We start from the raw sequence: 18,479 nt of genomic DNA on the forward strand, positions 1-18,479 counted from the left end.
TTTTTATTATAAGTAATGCCTCTTGTTATTGTAATTGCATCACCAAAGAGATAAATGCTTCACCCCGCATCTCATAATTTTTAAATTGGTCATAACTTGCACAAGCAGGTGACAAAAGAACCACCACCTCCTTTGCCTTGCAATGCATTGCGTCAATGGTGGCCTCACGCACCGCATTCTCCAAAGTTAAACTCATTGAAAAGGGAAAAGCAGAACCAATAATGCGGGCAAATTCTTCTGCTGCACTCCCAATCAAATAGGCCTTACGAATTTTAGGAAAAAAATCTCTAAGAGACTCAATTCCTCCCTTTTTTGCCTGCCCCCCAACAATCCAAAAAATATCATTAAAGGCGCAAAGTGCAGGCGCTGTTGCATCCGCATTCGTCGCCTTGCTATCATTGATAAATAAAACCGCCCCCATTTTACGCACCTGCTGCATACGATGAGGCAATCCTTTATAGCTTGCTAAATGCTTGCTGATAGAGGGATCGGTTATTTTCAAAGCCTGCAACGTTGCCAAAGCCATAAGAGCATTTTGCGCATTATGACCTCCGCGCAAAGAAGGCACAGAAGCAAGATCTGCAAGCATATGCCGCTGTCCTTGACGAACAGAAAAGAGCTTGGTCCCCTCTGCATAAAAACCATTTTCTAGCAAATGATCTTTGGAAATAGCCTCAATTTGATGCCCCTCGTGAAGCAATTGTTGATACAACATCTTACAAGCTGCATCATCAACTGAAATAAAAGCCTGAGAAGCCTGAGCAACCAAATGCCTTTTGGTTTGCACATAATGCGCAAAACTCCCATGACGATCAATATGATCAGGTGTCAAGTTTAATAAAAGCCCAATGGTTGGCTGAAGAGAGGGCGTAAGATCAATTTGAAATGATGAACATTCAATCACATAGATACGTTGTTTAACAAAAGGCTTAAGCATCAATATTGCATTTCCAATATTTCCCCCCATTTGCACATCATAACCCATTTTTTCCAACAAATGTGCAAGCAAAGTCGTTGTTGTCGACTTTCCATTCGTACCCGTAATCGCAATGAAAGGAACATCCTCATCACAAAAACCATAACGCTGTAAAAAATGATGGCGCGCACGAACAAATAATTCAATATCACCGATAATTTCTATATTCGCTTGACGTGCTTTTTTAACAACCCAATGAGGTTGAGGATAATTTAAAGGAACACCAGGCGCGAGAATCAATGATACAAATTCTGACCAATCTTCACTGTGGAGATCTCTTGTTGGAATATTTTGCTGAAAAGCTTCTTGCACGCTCGCAGGATTATCATCCCATGCCACCACTTCTGCACCGCCACACATCAACGCTTGTGCCGTTGCTAATCCGGACTTTCCTAATCCAAACAGAGCAACTTTTTTCCCCTTATAACACGCAATAGAAATCAAAATCTCACCGCAATTTAAGTGTTGAAAGACCAATGAGAGCAAGAACTATTGAAATGATCCAGAACCGTATCACCACTTGACTTTCAGTCCAGCCTTTTTTTTCAAAATGATGATGGATTGGTGCCATAAGAAACACGCGTTTTCTTGTTAATTTGAAATAACCAACCTGAATAACGACCGAAAAAGCTTCCACAACAAACAGTCCACCAATAAGAGCCAACACAATTTCGTGTTTTGTAGCAACCGCAACAGTCCCCAAGAGACCTCCAAGAGCCAACGAACCAGTATCCCCCATAAAAATAGCAGCAGGTGGTGCATTAAACCATAAAAAGCCAAGCCCTGCCCCCACAACAGCTCCCAATAAAACAGCCAATTCACCTGTTCCCGATACATAATGTATTTGGAGATAATCAGCAAAATTCATATTACCACAAAGATAAGCAATCAGAGCAAAAGATAAGGCAGCAACCATCACAGGAACAATAGCAAGCCCATCAAGACCATCCGTCAAATTAACCGCATTCCCTGTCGCGACAATAACAAAAGCAGAAAAAGGAATGAAAAACCAACCTAAATTGATAAGATAATCTTTCAAAAAAGGCAAAGCGAATCCAGATGAGCCAATTTGCAGGATGATAAAAGCTGCAATTGCTGCAACAACAAACTCCAAGCTCAACCGTGCTTTCCCAGAAAATCCTTTGTCTGTTTGTTTTGTAACCTTAAGATAATCATCATAAAATCCAATTGCCCCAAAAGAAAGCATAACCAAGAGTGATACCCAAAAATAAATATTCGATAAGTTACACCACAAAAATGCCGATACAACAATGCCTGTTAAAATCATTAATCCACCCATTGTAGGTGTTCCAGCCTTTTTAAAATGTGTTTGGGGACCATCGGCACGAATTGGTTGCCCTTTGCCCTGCCGCAATTTAAGAGAAGCAATGATGCTAGGTCCAAACAAAAAAACAATGAGTCCCGAAGTCAGCATCGCTGCTATCGTACGAAAAGTAATGTAGCGAAAAACATTCACGCCTGGAAGCCAATCACTAAACGAAGAAAAAAACAGCATCATGGGATAAAAAACCTCTTAAAACTATGAAAAAACCGCTTTATAGCGCTCAAGCAATGCCGTCACAATATTTGATGAACAAAGGCTATTGGATGATTTAATCATCAAGAGATCTCCCGGAGAAATTTCTGCCAAAAGAAGTGGTAAAATTTTCTCAATATTTTCATCATAATGGACCTCAACATCAGCAGATAAATCACTGACTAAAGATTTCATCGCCTTACCAAATAAAAAAACAGGATTAGCACCAGAAAAACGTATTGGCTTTATTAAATCACGATGAAGCTTTTCACTATACTTTCCTAACTCTAGCATATCCCCTAAAACAGCAATTCGCCGCCCCCCTTCCCCGACTGGTCCTGTCGCAAGAAGCTCAAGAGCTGCACGCATAGATGCGGGATTAGCATTATAGCTTTCATCAATGAGATAAAATTCACCTCCATTCGATAAAGACAACCGATAACGAACCCCCCGCCCTTTTTGAGAAGAAAAATGGCTCAAAGAAAGTGCAATAGGGTCTAAATCAACACCAATGGCATCACAAACAGCAAGAACAGCTAAACTATTTTGCACAATATGGCGTCCAGGAGCACCAATTTGGACCTCCTTATCCTGTCCTCCAATGCGCACCATCATAGAAGAATGATCGGTTAAAAGACGTATATCCCGTGCCTGATAATCAGCATTTTCAGTCTCACCAAAGCTTAGGATCTTTTTCACACCGCATTGCATTGCTTTTTGAACGAGATAAGAAAAAAAATCACTATCTGCATTTAAAATAGCAATGCCTTTCTCATTCAATCCCTCAAAAATTTCAGCTTTTGCCTCTGCTATTTCTTCAAGATCTTTAAAAAAACCCATATGTCCTGCACAAATATGCGTAATGAGAGCAACATGCGGACAAACCAGTTTAACCAGAGGACGAATTTCATCCTTATGATTCATACCAATTTCAAAGATACCATAATCACTCTCTTTAGGCATTCGTGCCAAAGTAAGTGGAACCCCCCAGCAATTATTTAAAGAAGCAAGATTGGCATGAACATTCCCCGCCATTGCAAGGACTTGTTTTAAAGCTTCTTTTGTTGTTGTTTTTCCCACCGATCCTGTTATCGCGATAATTCTAGCTCTTGAACGTTTTCGTGCGGCTTTTCCAAGTTTTTCTAGGGCTTGCAACACATCAGGAACAACAATCAATGGAGCTGATATCTTTTCCATATCCTTCAAACGATTTTCTGCAACAATAAGAACGCCTGCACCTCGTGCATAAGCCTGCGCAGCAAAATCATGACCATCGAGATAATTCCCCTTAATGCAGAAAAAAATATCGCCTTCTACAAGAGTACGGCTATCAATGGAAACCCCAGTAAAAGTTTCCGGCACGTTTCCTATACCAATACCATCAATGGCCGCAACAAGTGCTTGTTTATCCCATAAAGTTGTCATCTCCTTGGATCCTCTAGAGCTTCTATCGCTTTCAGGCGATCTGAAAAAGGATAAGTTGTCTGCCCTATAATTTGGCCATCTTCATGACCTTTTCCAGCAATGATGAGTGTATCACCAGCTTTCAAAAGCCCCACAGCATAAGAAATAGCTTCACCACGATCTGCTATTTCTATTGCTGTTGGTACCGCCTGCAAAATATCCTTGCGTATTTTTTCTGGTATTTCTGTGCGCGGATTATCATCCGTTACAATAACAATATCCGCTTTATCGGCTGCAATTTTTCCCATCAAAGCTCTTTTCCCTTGATCTCGATCTCCTCCACAACCAAAAACAACAACCAAACGCCCTTGCGTAAAGGGACGAACAGAAAGTAAAACCTGCTCCAAAGCTTCTGGTTTATGCGCATAATCAATATAGACAGGCGCATTATTTTCTTTCTTTCCAACAAGCTCCAATCGACCAGGGGCCCCCTGCAAAGTTTCAAGTGCAGAAAAAACCTTATCAGGAGAAAGACCTGTTGCAATGGCTAGTCCAGCCGCCACAAGTGCATTGGTTACCTGAAAATCTCCAGCTAAAGGCAAATTAAATGTATAAATCTTATTTTCCACACGACACTCGATACACTGTTTTGAACGTTGATGTTCAACACGATTAATCGTGATAAATTGCCCCTTACGTCCAATTGTCAAGATACGGCGGCGCGCTTGTGTAACAGCATTAATAACCTTTTGTGAATAAACATCATCAGCAAAAATCAGAGCGGGAGCATCTTCAGGCAACAGTGTATCAAACAACCTCATTTTCGCCCGCAAATAATCCTCTACACACCTGTGATAATCCATGTGATCTCGCCCTAAATTGGTAAAGGCACCAGCCGTTAAACGGACTCCATCAAGGCGTCCTTGATCAAGCCCATGTGAAGAAGCTTCAAGAGCTACATGTGTCACACCTTCATGAGAAATTTCACAAAGAAGACGGTGCAATACAACTGGATCAGGTGTTGTAAGAGAACCATAATCATTCCGGTGAGGTGAAACAACACCAACCGTTCCTATACTGGCAGCACAAAACCCAACATGAGTCCAAATTTGCCGAACAAAAGAGACAACAGATGTTTTACCACTTGTACCGGTTACAGCAACGACCGTTTCAGGCTGAGAGCCATAAAAACGTGCAGCGGCCAACGCAAGACTATGACGAACATTAGAAACACGTAAAATTGGAACGGATAAGTCCTCAAAAACCGCCTCGCAATCAGTAACAATTGCGCGCGCTCCCCGCTTTATCGCATCATTGATATAGTCTCTTCCATCCCCTTGCTTTCCTCGAACAGCGACAAAAACATAGCCCGGCAAGACTTGTCGAGAATCTGCACTGATCCCTGTTATTTCCATTGAAGAAAGCTTCTGATCTTCAAGACATTCTGTAAAAACTGTTCCAAACAACATAACAACGCACCTTTATATTCATTTTACCGCTGTTTAACGAAACTTGAATGGCTCTTTTTACCTAAAAAAGGCTCATATTCTTTTTTAAAATCGGGTTTTATACCAAGAAAACTGGCTGAGCGACGAACAATATTCGCAAGCATTGGTCCAGCATTCATCCCTGCTGTTGCGGAATGTTTTCCTTCCTCTGGCTTAGGTTCATCAATAATTGTTAAAACAACATAAGCAGGATCATCAATCGGAAAAGCAGCCAGAAAACTATTGAAATTTTTTGTTTTAGAATATTTTCCATTTTCAACTTTCTCAGCTGTTCCTGTCTTTCCACCCACCCGATAGCCTTCTACTTTTGCATTACGTCCAGAGCCAATATCACTATTTAATTTATAGAGGTAACGCATATTCTGACTTGTTTGGGCTTTCAAAACCTGTTTTGCATGGTGCAAAGTTTGTTCTTTTGTCCGTTTTAAAAATGTCGGTGTAATCAACCAACCACCATTCATTAAAGCAGCAGCCCCAACAGCTGTTTGCAAAGGTGTTGTCGCCATACCATGCCCAAAAGAAATTGTCATAGAATGGATATCCTTCCAATGATGGGGCACAATAGGATGTGCAACTTCAGGCAACTCTGTTTTAAGACGATCCAAAAGTCCAAGTTTTTGCAAAAAACTACGATGTTTATCAATCCCTATTGCTAAAGCCTCTTTAGCAGAACCAATGTTGGAAGAATAAATAAAAACCTCCCATAACGTTAAAGGACGATTTTTTCCGTGAAAATCATGAATCGTATAGCCACTACTTGCTTTTATGGGCTTTGAAGCATCGATAACACTGTTTAAGTGAAAAATACCGGAATCAAGGGCCATGGCGGTCGTAAAGCTTTTAATGATCGAACCCATTTCAAAGGTTCCAGCCGTCATCCGATTAAGACGATCACTTTTTAAAGCTTCAATAGGATTTCCAGGATCAAAATCTGGAAGTGATGCCAAAGCCAAGATTTCCCCCGTATGTATATTTAAAATAACAGCACCTGCAGCAATTGCCTTATAACGCTTCATAGCCTGAATAAGTTCATCATGAACAATTGCTTGAAGTCGCACATCAATCGAAAGCTGAACTTGTTTTAATGATTCTTCCACAGCAAGACCAGCAGCACGCAAAGCACTCAACCCCGTATCATCGATATATTTTTCCATACCTGCAATGCCCTGATTATCCACATTGACCATGCCGAGAATATGGGAAGTTATAGCCCCATCAGGATAAAAACGACGAATTTCAGTTCGAAAACCAATTCCTGGAATGCCAAGAGCCATAATTTGCGTTTTCTGCATAGGTGTTAACCCACGCTGTATCCAAGAAAAACCGGTTTTTCTTTTTAAACGCTTATAAGTTTCCTGCCAATTCAGATCAGGCAAAACTGTTGAAAGCAATTCTATTGTTTCATCTACATCAATAATACGTCGTGGCTCAGCAAAAAGTGAATAGGTTTTAATATCTGTTGCTAATAAACGACCATTACGATCAACGATATCAGGTCGTGCCGTCAATTGAAGAATGCTTGGCCCTTTTGCTTCTTCAATCTGTCCACCTTCCAACCCATAAGAAATTAGGCAAGCTCCCATGATGCCATATAAAACCAAAAAACAGAACAACGAAAAGAGCAAACGTGGACGACTAGAGTACGAACGACGAATAGAAACATTAGGATGATTCAACGAATCCTTTAAGCGCTTTTTTTTCTGTGAGGATAAACAAGCCGATTTCATTGCTGTACGCCTTTTTGAACAACGCGATTGACTTGAGAAGCCCTATTATTTGCTAAAATATCCTGATTATCTTCCAAGGTATTTTGTTTAATTATTTCTTCAATTGGATCGTGTTCTCGTACTGGAATATCTTTAAGCTCCACGATTTGATGCGGCTGTATAACCTCTAACCCAAGTTGTTTTTGATAACGTTTCGCAAGTTTTTGCATGCGTGAAGGCTTTATCATGACAGCCCACTCAGCATGAAGCAAACTTACCGTATTTTTTGCTGCAGCAATTTCATGCTCAAGATGACGAACCTCGCTCATACGTTTTTGAACATCATATTTTACTTTATAAGTAAGACCAGCCATACAAATCATAATCATCACTAAAGTCATATCAAATGTACGGAAAACTGTCATTTCTTGCCACCTTCAAAACCGGCAATCTCTGCTAAACCAAATAACTTCATATCCTCCCCAAGAGCTTCTGCATCAGTTCGCACCCCCATACGTAATCTCGCAGAACGGGAACGAGGATTTTGCTGTAATTCCTCTTTATTTGCCGTTATTCCCCCTTTAAACAAAGGGAAAAATGTTGCTGGAGAATGCTTTATTTCAGGCAAATAGCGTGATCTCATACCTTCTCCAGAACGAGCGACAAAAAATCTTTTGACCATACGGTCTTCAAGAGAATGAAAACTGACAACGCCCAAACGGCCTCCAGCTTTTAAAATGCGTTCAGCAGCAAATAAACCACGCGCTAATTCACCAATTTCATCATTAACATAGATACGAAGAGCCTGAAATACACGTGTTGCAGGATGAATGCGATCTCCAGGTTTTCGCCCTATCAACATCTCAATGGCATGCGCAAGATCACCTGTACGCAAAAAAGGCTGAACAACACGACGCTTTTCAATCATTCGTGCAATTCGCCCCGCATAACGCTCTTCTCCTAATATCTTAAAAATACGTGCTAAATCTCTTGCTTTTAAATGATTTACAACATCACTCGCTGTAAAACCCCTCTGAGCCATTCGCATATCTAAGGGACCATCTTTTTGAAAAGAAAAACCTCTTTCTGCTTCATCAAGCTGCATTGAAGAAACACCAATATCCAAAATAACCGCATCCACCTTCTCTTCAACAACACGATCGAGCTGTGAAAATTCCATATGAACCAAACGAAGCCGTGGAAAAAATTCATCAACAAGAGATTTCCCTGCATCAATAGCATGAGGATCACGATCAAGAGCAATCACCTGTGCCCCCGCCTTTAACAAGGCGCGCGTATAACCACCAGCACCAAAGGTGCCATCAATCACTTTTGCTCCAACCAATGGCATAAGACCAGCCAAAACTGGCTGCAACAACACTGGAATATGGCGTTCAGCTCTTTGATCCTGTTTTGTCAAAATAATCCGTCTTGAAGTTATGCTGTTTCAAATCAACAGCTCTCTCATAACAACCGATATAAGAATAACCTAACCCTTAACTTTCATATTAATGACTATGAAGGAAAAAAGCTAAAGTTATCCCAAGACATATCCTAGTGTATTATACTTAAAGAAATGTTATAATTTTTTAAAATACTCTTTATTCAAGAGCCCGTTTCAAATACAGACTTCATAAAACCCCATACGTCATTGAGCGTATAAAATATCGTGTATCATCATGAAATATCAGTCGGCCTATAAGCCGGGTTCTGTATAGTAAAGCTCATACTTTACATGGCAACCATTCATCTGGGACGGATGTTACCATCCGCCTCGTGCAACCTACCCGAATGACTCGCCCGGAAATCGGCTGCAATTAAATCTTGCACGTCATTTCTATTTGGTCTTGCTCCCGGTGGGGTTTACCTTGCCACATTCATTACTGAATGCGCGGTGGGCTCTTACTCCACCCTTTCACCCTTACCTATAAAAATAGGCGGTTTACTTTCTGTGGCACTTTCCCTAGGGTCACCCCCGCCGGGTGTTACCCGGCACCGTCTTTCCATGGAGCCCGGACTTTCCTCACCTGCCGCTTTTCAGCACTGGACAAGCGCGGCTGCCCAGCCGACTGATGTGCTAAATTATAAAACATTTTCTGCTCCGTGAAAATAGCAACTTAAAATATTTTATAGCCACTCCCTTTCAAAAAGCGTTTTTATTTTAATGAAGCTAAATACATTTTCACTTTTGCGCAATATTTTGCCGAAATAGAATTCATTTTTTTTGCAGCATGACCTGCATTATATTTAAGGATTGTGCCACACGTACTTCCACCACTGAGCTTATAGGCCCGCGCCAAATAACGCATACCATATTCAAGATTGGTCGCAGGATCGTATAAATCTTTTACAGAACCACTAAAGCCCAACCCTCGCGCCGTAGAAGGTTTTATTTGCATCAAACCTATTTCACCCGCGGCCCCTTTTATGCTTGCCTTATAATTACTTTCAACTTTTACAACAGCATGTGCTAAATTAACGGGAACATTATGCTTTGTTGCAAGTTTCCGAATAAGAAACTCATAAGGACGCGCAGATGTCTTAGAAGCAACAATTACTGAGCCTTCTTTTGATTCTGCAATATTTAAGGCACTATGAGTCCAGTTTATATTAAATATAAAAAATACAGCACACGCTGTATTTAACAAGATTTTTAAAAATTGCATTTTCTTTCTCTTCACAACATTCTCAAATTCTATTCCAAGTAGTTTGCAAACATATTGTACAAAAAAGAAAGCAAAAGAACGGCTTTAAAAAGGAAATACTAAGACAATTTCAAGATAAAACTCTATATCAAAAGAAAATCTCTTTATACACAAATTATAGACTTCCCTATATCATAAAATAAAAAAATAAAGATACTATAGCTAATCTTATAGCATATTCAATGAATATGATATACTCGATCCATTTCTATTATTGCTGTTGTATCACCAGTTTTTATAGTACAAAGATAGAAATTTAAATAGACATAATATTTTTTACAGACGATGATTAAATTCTTTATTGAGATCAATTCACAAAGCAATAGAGACAAAATCATCTATTGAAGAGTCTCGATATCGCAAAAATTTCACAAAAATAAAAACCGTTATCCATGCTTCTCATGCACAAATAAATGACCGCAACACTCTTTATCCTCAATAAACCATTAACCAAAACCAATCTCTCACCCCAGCATCGTGCATAAAAAGCTCATAAATATACCAAAACTCTCATACTCCTTATCAAGTCAAAACGGCCTTTGGTATTTGAGATAACTTAAAGAAGCTTTTTACTTCTTTCTAAAAAGAGCTTTTATCCACAAAAGCCCCTTGCTTTGTGTTGTGTAAAAAACTGATTTTGATTTCTTTAACAGATTGAAAACAAGAGAATAATTCCATAATATTCGAGATTCTCTCTTCACATATAAAAGGATAAATGACTATTAAAAACAATATACTTCTTTGTTCATACAACAAAGCTTAATAATTATTTTTATCTGTTTTTTAATTCTCAAAAATACAATATCCTCAAGGCCTTTTGACGGAAATGGACCTTTCATCCTCATCTAAACATTTTTTACTTGATCCCGGGTTATCATCTTATCAGTCTAGCACCCCATCTTTACAAATCGTACAAATAAATAAACATCTTAAAATCTGCTTAACATGTTTTATTATGACAATTCGTGCCTTTGCTTTGCTAGCGATAAGTGCTCTCAGATTATTCGCACCCTTTATGAAAAGTCTGTTTTGATTTAAGCTGCTTTTTATTCTTTTTATCGCTGTAACCATTGATCATACAGTGAACCACAATAGCTCTCGATAAACCTGCGATCACTCCTATAATGATCACAACATGATTCCTATAATCCGATTGTTTTACCTTTTAGGTAATATAAATTTTACTAATGATCTTACAAGTTGACTATTTTCCTTGCACTTTTCAAAACGTCACAAAAAGCCCTCCCCCTTAAAATCACCCCCCAAAGCGCGATTAAAAAATAATTAAAAATAAGCATTCGCAATGGAAGGACGAGACATCGCTTTTGAGAGAGCCATAGCAACAGTTTCACCAAACTTGTGGGCCTTTTCACGACTCTGACCACTTTCAGAAGCAAATAAAACCGCATCGCGACGCACTTGCTCAATAAACAGCTCTTGCTGCTGAGGACTCATCTTAGAAAGACGCTCAATAACATCTGGAAAAGCCATCGCCCATCTCTCTAGCAATAACGCCTCTGTTACCTCAACCTGCTGAGAAGAAGAAGAAGAGGAGGAAGAAGAGAACAGGTAGCTAGAAAGGAACTTATGAACCACGACACTGCGAGAAGCAAAAATAGCCACGCCAAAAAAAAGAAATATAAATAAAATAAAAGCAATACGACTGGAGAAAAATCCCATTATCTCTTACCTAAAGATCACAGAATCAAACACAGATTCTCTTTATAGCATTCAACGATTTTTCAATAAAGAAAAACTCTCATTATTGAAAACCAACACGATAACACAAACCACTCAACGAACTCTTATCCCCCTAAAACTACATGCCACGTAATAATAAATTTAACACCTTTTAAGGCCCCTAAAAACACCTTACCAAGCCCTAAAAATAACTTATAAAAAAACCTGACTGAGGAAATCCTCAGTCAGGCCAGACGATCTAGGGGATCCACGCGGGGGGGGGGGGAGGAGGTTCCCCGACCGTCTTCTCGCATCGACCACTAAGATAACCGATGCAATATTCTTGCTATGGAATAAAATGCTTTAAACAACAAGAAATTCTTATCATCTTATACGCAAAAAAACAAAAAAGAATTATAAATTGTTTAAAAATGGTGAAATTTAGGCAAAAAAAATTCAAAATGCACCAATTTGAAGCAATTTTATTCTCAAAAGTATTAATCAGAATCTACAACCATCATAATTTTTATAATAATTTCTTTCACAACTCTGGTACTCATTATTAAAAAACAAGTAATCTGTATATATTCATCCTATAAAAGATAGAATCAGCAGAATCACTTGTCCAACAGCGATCACCACAAAAGAAAAACGTCGTCTTTTGCCTTATACAATAACAGTAGAAACATCTGTTCAAAAGAACAGATAAATTATTTAATAAAAACAATAAATTAGAGAGAAAATTTTATCTATCTTTATGAAGATTTCTGAAAATGCCCCTTTAAAAATATTATCAAATCTCTTGACTGCTAACATCAATAAAGAATTGAAATAACTTATGAAAAAATGAAACCTTTAAAGGTATTTATTTCAAATCATGCCCCATGATCATTCCCAATAACAATAAACTATCTTACAATAGCCAACAAACCCCTCCATGCTATCGTAAAAGAAACGATGAATGCAGATATTTCTTTTAATCTTTACCACTTAAACTGCCTTACAAAATGATCAATAAAACAATTTTTATATTCAAAAATTTCTCTACTCTTTTCACATATCAAGATATTGATTTTAATAATTATTGATCATTTTCATATTAAATGACGATCCCCAACCTTATAAGCGCCCCCTATTTTACATCTTCCAATATTAAATCAATCACAGCCCACTATCGCATATCATAAATAAGATTGGCATAGGAATAAAAGTAATAAAAAGAGTCAAAATATCTCCGATGAGCCATTTTAAAGCAAGGATAATACAATATTGAAAACTGGAAATAAAACGATGATGCAAGCTTACAATTTTTATTTACACGAAAAAAGATATTGCTCTATGAATTTTACGCTATATCACTCAATAAGCTGTACCAAAAGATACCTGCGTAAGCAAAAACAGAAATTCACTTTTGGCAAGAAAAAGGGACTTATTTAATAACCTTCATGATCAAGAGATACAAAGCTTTCATTTTTTTATTGCTTTCAACCGCTGATTACCCATAGATCACCGCCAATCTAATTTTTATAAATATAACACAAAGCATATATATAATAGCTGTGTTATATGAACTCTTGTAAGATAAGATTGAAAAGCACCATCTTTGACATTTATAAAGGTACAAACTACCACCATATTATATTGCAGCTGTTCTCATATTGAGAATATATGTAGGAAAGGATTATTGCCTTTTTCAAACGGTTCTATTGACACAAAACCTCTTTTGAAACAGAAAAACAGACGCTTTTAGATTGTAAAAATTAAAGATTTAAAATAAAAAATATTCTTTTATTGAAAGACCTTATTGGAATTTTACAAGGTCATTCATCTTTTAAAATCAATTTATTGATGAATTAATAACACGATATCAAGACACCTGAAATGATAATTCTTACAGCCTTACTCTATAAGAATTTATTACACAGACCTCCACGCCACTATGAAATACCAATACCTTAATATAAAGACATAATACAAATACAAAAAAACAATAACTTTTCAATAATTGAATAAAGTTTTATCTCTGTGCTATTCCTTGAGAAAGATCAGAGAATAAAGCATATTAACAAACACGGCTTATGCAAAATCGATTTGTTTATCTTTAATATCATCAACCAATAAACGCGGATCACGAGCAAGCCAAATTGTCACCACACATGCCTCACTCTTTTTACTTTGTATAGGAGTAAGACAAATCGTTTGCTCTAAAACAAGTCCCGCATTTTTAAGCCATTGTTCTATTTGTGAAGCCGAAAATCCAAGGTGCATCAGCTCTTGATCAGGATGTGAAGACTGAACTTTATGATAACAAAAATCCACAATTAATAAACGCCCATGAGGACGTAAAACATCTGATATTTTATGAAGAACCATTTCAGGGTTTTCAAGAAAATGTAAAACCCAATGAAGAATGACTAAATCAAAAGTTGTCTCTCCAACAGGCAAATGCAAAATATCACGATCAAGTACAACTTCAACCGCATGCGTATAAAGATCAGAAAACAATTTTAAGAGAGAATCTCCCCCTATTCCAATATTGAGCATCCTCTGAAATGGCTTATCACCCACGATCTTAAGTAAAGCATTTTCCACACTATGATCTGTCACATAGGACGATCGCAAGACATCCCATTGCGACGTATTGTGTAAGAAATGCTTCTTTCTTATTTTTTGACGCTGCTTTTTGATATCCTTCAAACGCTCTAAATCGTGCGCTAACAACATATCATGCTTTGGCAAAGACGAAAGAATGCTCATCACAATATCTTTACCCCAAAAATCATGACAAAGCTTAAAATAAAGACAACCTTCCTTCTGATAACGCCCAATCAATCGTGCTTCGTACAATAAACACAAATTTCGTAATATACACGCTTGCGACTGATCAAGAATAAAAATAAAATCAGGAATTGTTAAATCTTCATGATTTAAGAGTCTGAGAACACGTAAATGACTCACTTCTGCAACTGCTTTCAGCAGCACAATTATCGCATCTAAACTTGCACTTTTTTTCATAATTATTCCCTAAACCTCCCTATAAAGATTTGTTTATAGGAACAAAAGTCAAGCATAATGCGCATATTCTTATCTATTTTTCTCCCACTTTTTATCACATTATGAAAAAAATGGGCCACTGTAAAAGATGAATAGCTTTTATTTTATTGTCAAAAATAATTATAATATATTGATTTATAATAGTTATTTATCATTATTTAACCTAAATAAAAGGCTAAAGTATCGTAATTTTTTCTCATTTCAAACCTATTCATGGTAAATCAAACAACACCATTCTCTAGCACCTCAGAAACAGTAACCTATGGATAAAAAACATGAAGGTAAATGAAATACCCCTTCATAACTATCTCAAAACAAAAACGATCCAACTTGGGGAGAAAATAAATAATAAGATGGTTTTACTTTTCGCTTTTTCAGAAAAGACGCTCATGCTTAATGATCAGAGCATTTGCAAAATAGCATTTTCCATAAAAAGATTCCCCCTCTTCATGGCAACTTTACAAATAAGAACAGCTATATCATGAGTAGAATGGCGTTATTTACACCGTGGACTCATAAAGAGTCTCTCCTTTTTCCAATGAATAAAAACTTTCACGAAGCACACACGACTTTATTGATGAATATCACCAACATAAAAACACACTTATTTTCTCGATAAAGTTCCAATAAGATTAAGAAATTCTAGCGTGTAAGTGGCTTATAATTTACATGCTTAGGATTAAGAGACTCTGCCCCAAGGCGGCGAACTTTATCAGCCTCATATTCAGCAAAATTCCCTTCAAACCATTCCACATGGCCCTCACCTTCGAAGGCTAAAATATGCGTTGCCAATCGATCAAGAAACATACGATCATGCGATATAATCACTGCACAACCAGCAAAATTTTCTAATGCATCTTCCAATGCACCCAACGTTTCAGTATCAAGATCATTTGTTGGTTCATCAAGAAGTAGCACATTCCCCCCCTCTTTTAGAAGTTTAGCCAAATGGACGCGATTGCGCTGCCCGCCTGACAAATTTGCTACCCTTTGCTGTTGATCGACCCCTTTGAAATTAAAAGCACCACAATAAGCACGGCTATTCATCTCATATTTGCCTAACTTAATAATATCATTTCCGCCAGAAATCTCCTCCCAAACAGTTTTATCCCCAGCCAAGGAATCGCGACTCTGATCCACATAACTCATATGAACTGTTTCACCAATCCTTATTTGACCTGAATCGGGCTGTTCTTGTCCCGTCAACATTTTAAACAAGGTCGACTTTCCCATACCATTGGCCCCAATAACGCCAACAATGCCCCCAGCGGGAAGTTTAAAAGAGAGAGAATCAATCAACACACGTTCACCATAAGCTTTAGAGAGATGATCAACTTCAATAACAACCTGACCTAATCTTTCTCCAATAGGAATAATGATTTGCGCCTCTCCAGGACGGCGTTCACGTGCCGCCTGAACCAACTCATCATAAGCTTTAATACGCGCTTTTGACTTTGCTTGTCTCCCTTTTGGACTAGAAGCAATCCATTCTTTCTCACGTGATAAAGCACGTTGACGCGCAGCCTCTTCACGCCCTTCTTGAGCCAAACGCTTAGCTTTAGCCCCCAAATAAGCAGAATAGTTCCCCTCATAAGGGATACCTTTACCGCGATCTAACTCTAAAATCCATCCCGTAACATTGTCGAGAAAGTAACGATCATGGGTTATCAAAAGTACAGCGCCAGGATATTCACGCAGATACCTTTCAAGCCAAGCCGTCGTTTCAGCATCTAAGTGGTTTGTCGGTTCATCCAAAAGCAACAAATCAGGTTTTGACAAGAGCAATTTGCAAAGTGCCACACGCCGCTTTTCACCACCCGAAAGTTTTGTCACATCACCCTGAGCTGGCGGACAACCAAGAGCAGCCATCGCCATTTCCACTTGACTTTCTAAATCCCAAAGATTCTGACTGTCAATAATATCCTGAAGCTTTGCACTTTCATCAGCCGTTTCCTCGCTATAATTCATCATCAATTCGTTATAACGCTCAAGAATAGCCTGTTTATCCGCAACACCTTCCATCACATTGCCAAGCACATCTTTACTTGCATCAAGCAAAGGTTCCTGTGGTAGATAGCCACAACGAGCCCCTTCAGAAAGCCATGCTTCTCCCGTATATTCTTTATCTAGCCCAGCCATAATCCGTAGAATAGTCGATTTACCCGCGCCATTTGGCCCTAAAATGCCGATCTTCGCATCTGGATAAAAAGACAAATGAATATTTTCTAAAATTTTTTTATTGCCGTAAAACTTGTTGAGCCCAGCCATATGGTAGATAAATTGACGTGCCATAAATTTCTCTTTATATAAGTTTCTTTTTATATTGTGCGATATTAAAGATCAGGATTTTGAAAAAACTGCTTTCGCTTTTTGAAACTGTACAGTAAATAGAGCTTACATCGTCTCAAAAGCTTTTCGCTTTAATATTGATATATTTTTTCTTATCTCACAAGCCCCGGTATGGTTTTAAATGCAAAAAAACATCCCTTCAAGAAGCAAAAAGAAAATTTTTTTAGCGGTACCGGAGACATGTTATCAAACATTACCCCTCTTTTCCATACCCGATATAACATTATATTTTTACCGTATTAAACCAACCTATCAATGTAATATGGAAACAGAAAGAAAAGTAGTTCTCTATGCGCCTTCTTTTTTTTCTTTATGGGCTTTGCATTACGCAGTAAAAAATCCTTCCCTCTTTTCATCAATTTTTTGTTACGGGAAACAATGGACCTCACCCCTTGCCTTGATGTGGCTTAAATTGCGTTTACAAAACGACCGCCGCCTTATGGGATCTGATGTCCCAAGCCCAATGATCATGAAAGCTTTGCGTCAACACGTTGCAACAAATAATGACAGTGCACTTCCCATTGGTGCGTGGTTACATTTCGTAAAAAACTATAAAATGAATTATAAAAACTTATCTATTCCCCTCTTTTGGCTTGATGATTATAAAAATAAAATCAATCTTCAACAAGCCATTTTAAAACTTCAAGACGAAATATAGCTTTTAAAAATACGATAAAAGCTCATCTCCTATAGGAATATATTTATGGAAAAAAAAGCCTTACTCGTCATTGATGTTCAGAATGACTTCTTACCTGGTGGAGCACTTGCAGTACCACAAGGTGATGCTATTTTACCCACCGTCAATAATCTCATTAATCGTTTTGACCACGTTATCTTAACCCAGGACTGGCATCCCAAAAACCATTGCAGCTTTGCTTCCTGCTATCCTGAAAAAAAGCCCTATGATACCATCAATCTTGACTATGGTCCTCAAATACTTTGGCCTGATCATTGCATACAAGGAACACAAGGAGCAGAATTTCACCCATCTCTCAAAGTGGAAAAGGCACAACTTATCCTTAGAAAAGGCTATAATCAAAAAATGGATAGTTATTCTGCTTTTCTTGAAAATGATCAAAAAACACCAACAGGTTTACAAGTTTATCTCAAAGAACACGGTTTTACCAAGCTCGTTATGTGTGGCTTAGCAACTGACTTTTGTGTTGGATTTTCTGCTCTACACGCCATACAATATGGTTTTCACGTCAGTGTTTCATTAAATGCCTGCGCTGGTATTGATGTAAACGAATCCCTAAACATGATGCTTAAAACAATGAACGAAGCAGGTATCGAACTGTTAATGGTCTCCTAAAATATTGTTTTCTGGCAATCTTATAAGACACTTAATTTATAAGAAATAAGTTATTTTTACATATTTTTTCATATCTAAGTGAGAAACTAGAATAGGGTAAGATTCTCTCATTTCAAACCAATTTATACTAAATGAATATTCTCTTACACGTCATAAATAGGATCAATATGAAAATAAAACCATTCAAGAAAGCAGCAAAATGCCTCTTATGCATCGTTAAATACAAGAGCTGCCATCGGTACTGAAAG

Annotated in this window: 13 protein-coding genes and 1 other RNA gene; 2 read left to right on the plus strand and 12 right to left on the minus strand. The window is 37.9% G+C overall.

Annotation, left to right across the window (positions count from 1 at the left end; all coding sequences use genetic code 11):
- Positions 1–25 precede the first annotated feature (25 nt).
- The 12 genes from murD to ettA form a co-directional block, all read right to left on the minus strand.
- Complete coding sequence (gene murD, locus D1092_RS05640) at positions 26–1,420, minus strand: UDP-N-acetylmuramoyl-L-alanine--D-glutamate ligase (RefSeq protein WP_120122536.1); 1,395 nt, start codon at positions 1,418–1,420, stop codon at positions 26–28.
- 4 nt (positions 1,421–1,424) lie between these two features.
- The gene (mraY, locus tag D1092_RS05645) at positions 1,425–2,495 is read right to left on the minus strand and encodes a phospho-N-acetylmuramoyl-pentapeptide-transferase (RefSeq protein WP_120122537.1); all 1,071 of its coding nucleotides are present in this window, start codon (positions 2,493–2,495) and stop codon (positions 1,425–1,427) included.
- Positions 2,496–2,516: 21 nt separating this feature from the next.
- Complete coding sequence (locus D1092_RS05650; protein ID WP_120122538.1) at positions 2,517–3,938, minus strand: UDP-N-acetylmuramoylalanyl-D-glutamyl-2,6-diaminopimelate--D-alanyl-D-alanine ligase; 1,422 nt, start codon at positions 3,936–3,938, stop codon at positions 2,517–2,519.
- Complete coding sequence (locus tag D1092_RS05655) at positions 3,935–5,386, minus strand: UDP-N-acetylmuramoyl-L-alanyl-D-glutamate--2,6-diaminopimelate ligase (protein WP_120122539.1); 1,452 nt, start codon at positions 5,384–5,386, stop codon at positions 3,935–3,937. The genes D1092_RS05650 and D1092_RS05655 overlap by 4 nt, the downstream gene beginning before the upstream one ends.
- A 23-nt stretch (positions 5,387–5,409) precedes the next feature.
- Positions 5,410–7,152, minus strand: coding sequence for a peptidoglycan D,D-transpeptidase FtsI family protein (locus D1092_RS05660; RefSeq protein WP_120122540.1), 1,743 nt, complete (start codon positions 7,150–7,152; stop codon positions 5,410–5,412).
- Positions 7,149–7,556, minus strand: coding sequence for a cell division protein FtsL (ftsL, locus tag D1092_RS05665; RefSeq protein WP_120122541.1), 408 nt, complete (start codon positions 7,554–7,556; stop codon positions 7,149–7,151). The genes D1092_RS05660 and ftsL overlap by 4 nt, the downstream gene beginning before the upstream one ends.
- On the minus strand, positions 7,553–8,551 hold the full coding sequence (rsmH, locus tag D1092_RS05670) for a 16S rRNA (cytosine(1402)-N(4))-methyltransferase RsmH (RefSeq protein ID WP_120122542.1): 999 nt from the start codon (positions 8,549–8,551) through the stop codon (positions 7,553–7,555). The genes ftsL and rsmH overlap by 4 nt, the downstream gene beginning before the upstream one ends.
- Before the next feature lie 263 nt (positions 8,552–8,814).
- Positions 8,815–9,204: RNase P RNA component class A (gene rnpB / locus D1092_RS05675), an RNA gene on the minus strand.
- 83 nt (positions 9,205–9,287) lie between these two features.
- The gene (locus D1092_RS05680) at positions 9,288–9,797 is read right to left on the minus strand and encodes a lytic transglycosylase domain-containing protein (protein WP_120122543.1); all 510 of its coding nucleotides are present in this window, start codon (positions 9,795–9,797) and stop codon (positions 9,288–9,290) included.
- 1,323 nt (positions 9,798–11,120) lie between these two features.
- Complete coding sequence (locus tag D1092_RS05685; RefSeq protein WP_120122544.1) at positions 11,121–11,516, minus strand: hypothetical protein; 396 nt, start codon at positions 11,514–11,516, stop codon at positions 11,121–11,123.
- A gap of 2,076 nt (positions 11,517–13,592) precedes the next feature.
- Positions 13,593–14,531 (minus strand): methyltransferase domain-containing protein, encoded by a 939-nt coding sequence (locus tag D1092_RS05695; RefSeq protein ID WP_120122546.1) that lies wholly within the window; start codon positions 14,529–14,531, stop codon positions 13,593–13,595.
- 681 nt (positions 14,532–15,212) lie between these two features.
- The gene (gene ettA, locus D1092_RS05700) at positions 15,213–16,862 is read right to left on the minus strand and encodes an energy-dependent translational throttle protein EttA (RefSeq protein ID WP_120122548.1); all 1,650 of its coding nucleotides are present in this window, start codon (positions 16,860–16,862) and stop codon (positions 15,213–15,215) included.
- A 178-nt stretch (positions 16,863–17,040) separates the two neighbouring features.
- Here ettA and D1092_RS05705 point away from each other — a divergent pair, with 178 nt between their 5' ends.
- Both D1092_RS05705 and pncA read left to right on the plus strand, forming a co-directional pair.
- A complete protein-coding gene (locus D1092_RS05705) occupies positions 17,041–17,577 on the plus strand; it encodes a hypothetical protein (RefSeq protein WP_120122549.1) in 537 nt (178 codons plus the stop codon).
- A 45-nt stretch (positions 17,578–17,622) separates the two neighbouring features.
- Positions 17,623–18,231 carry a bifunctional nicotinamidase/pyrazinamidase gene (pncA, locus tag D1092_RS05710; RefSeq protein WP_120122550.1) on the plus strand — a complete coding sequence of 203 codons (609 nt, stop codon included), beginning with the start codon at positions 17,623–17,625 and terminating at the stop codon, positions 18,229–18,231.
- The last annotated feature ends 248 nt before the right edge of the window (positions 18,232–18,479 follow it).

Source organism: Bartonella krasnovii, assembly GCF_003606345.3.
Lineage (GTDB): Bacteria > Pseudomonadota > Alphaproteobacteria > Rhizobiales > Rhizobiaceae > Bartonella > Bartonella krasnovii.

What these genes read in the sequence shown, in the direction of transcription:
- D1092_RS05680 (WP_120122543.1), bottom strand. Translation starts at nt 9,797, where the DNA reads ATGCAATTTTTAAAAATCTTGTTAAATACAGCGTGTGCTGTATTTTTT.
- ettA (WP_120122548.1), bottom strand. Translation starts at nt 16,862, where the DNA reads ATGGCACGTCAATTTATCTACCATATGGCTGGGCTCAACAAGTTTTAC.
- ftsL (WP_120122541.1), bottom strand. Translation starts at nt 7,556, where the DNA reads ATGACAGTTTTCCGTACATTTGATATGACTTTAGTGATGATTATGATT.
- D1092_RS05650 (WP_120122538.1), bottom strand. Translation starts at nt 3,938, where the DNA reads ATGACAACTTTATGGGATAAACAAGCACTTGTTGCGGCCATTGATGGT.
- D1092_RS05695 (WP_120122546.1), bottom strand. Translation starts at nt 14,531, where the DNA reads ATGAAAAAAAGTGCAAGTTTAGATGCGATAATTGTGCTGCTGAAAGCA.
- pncA (WP_120122550.1), top strand. Translation starts at nt 17,623, where the DNA reads ATGGAAAAAAAAGCCTTACTCGTCATTGATGTTCAGAATGACTTCTTA.
- D1092_RS05685 (WP_120122544.1), bottom strand. Translation starts at nt 11,516, where the DNA reads ATGGGATTTTTCTCCAGTCGTATTGCTTTTATTTTATTTATATTTCTT.
- mraY (WP_120122537.1), bottom strand. Translation starts at nt 2,495, where the DNA reads ATGATGCTGTTTTTTTCTTCGTTTAGTGATTGGCTTCCAGGCGTGAAT.
- D1092_RS05705 (WP_120122549.1), top strand. Translation starts at nt 17,041, where the DNA reads ATGCAAAAAAACATCCCTTCAAGAAGCAAAAAGAAAATTTTTTTAGCG.
- D1092_RS05660 (WP_120122540.1), bottom strand. Translation starts at nt 7,152, where the DNA reads ATGAAATCGGCTTGTTTATCCTCACAGAAAAAAAAGCGCTTAAAGGAT.
- D1092_RS05655 (WP_120122539.1), bottom strand. Translation starts at nt 5,386, where the DNA reads ATGTTGTTTGGAACAGTTTTTACAGAATGTCTTGAAGATCAGAAGCTT.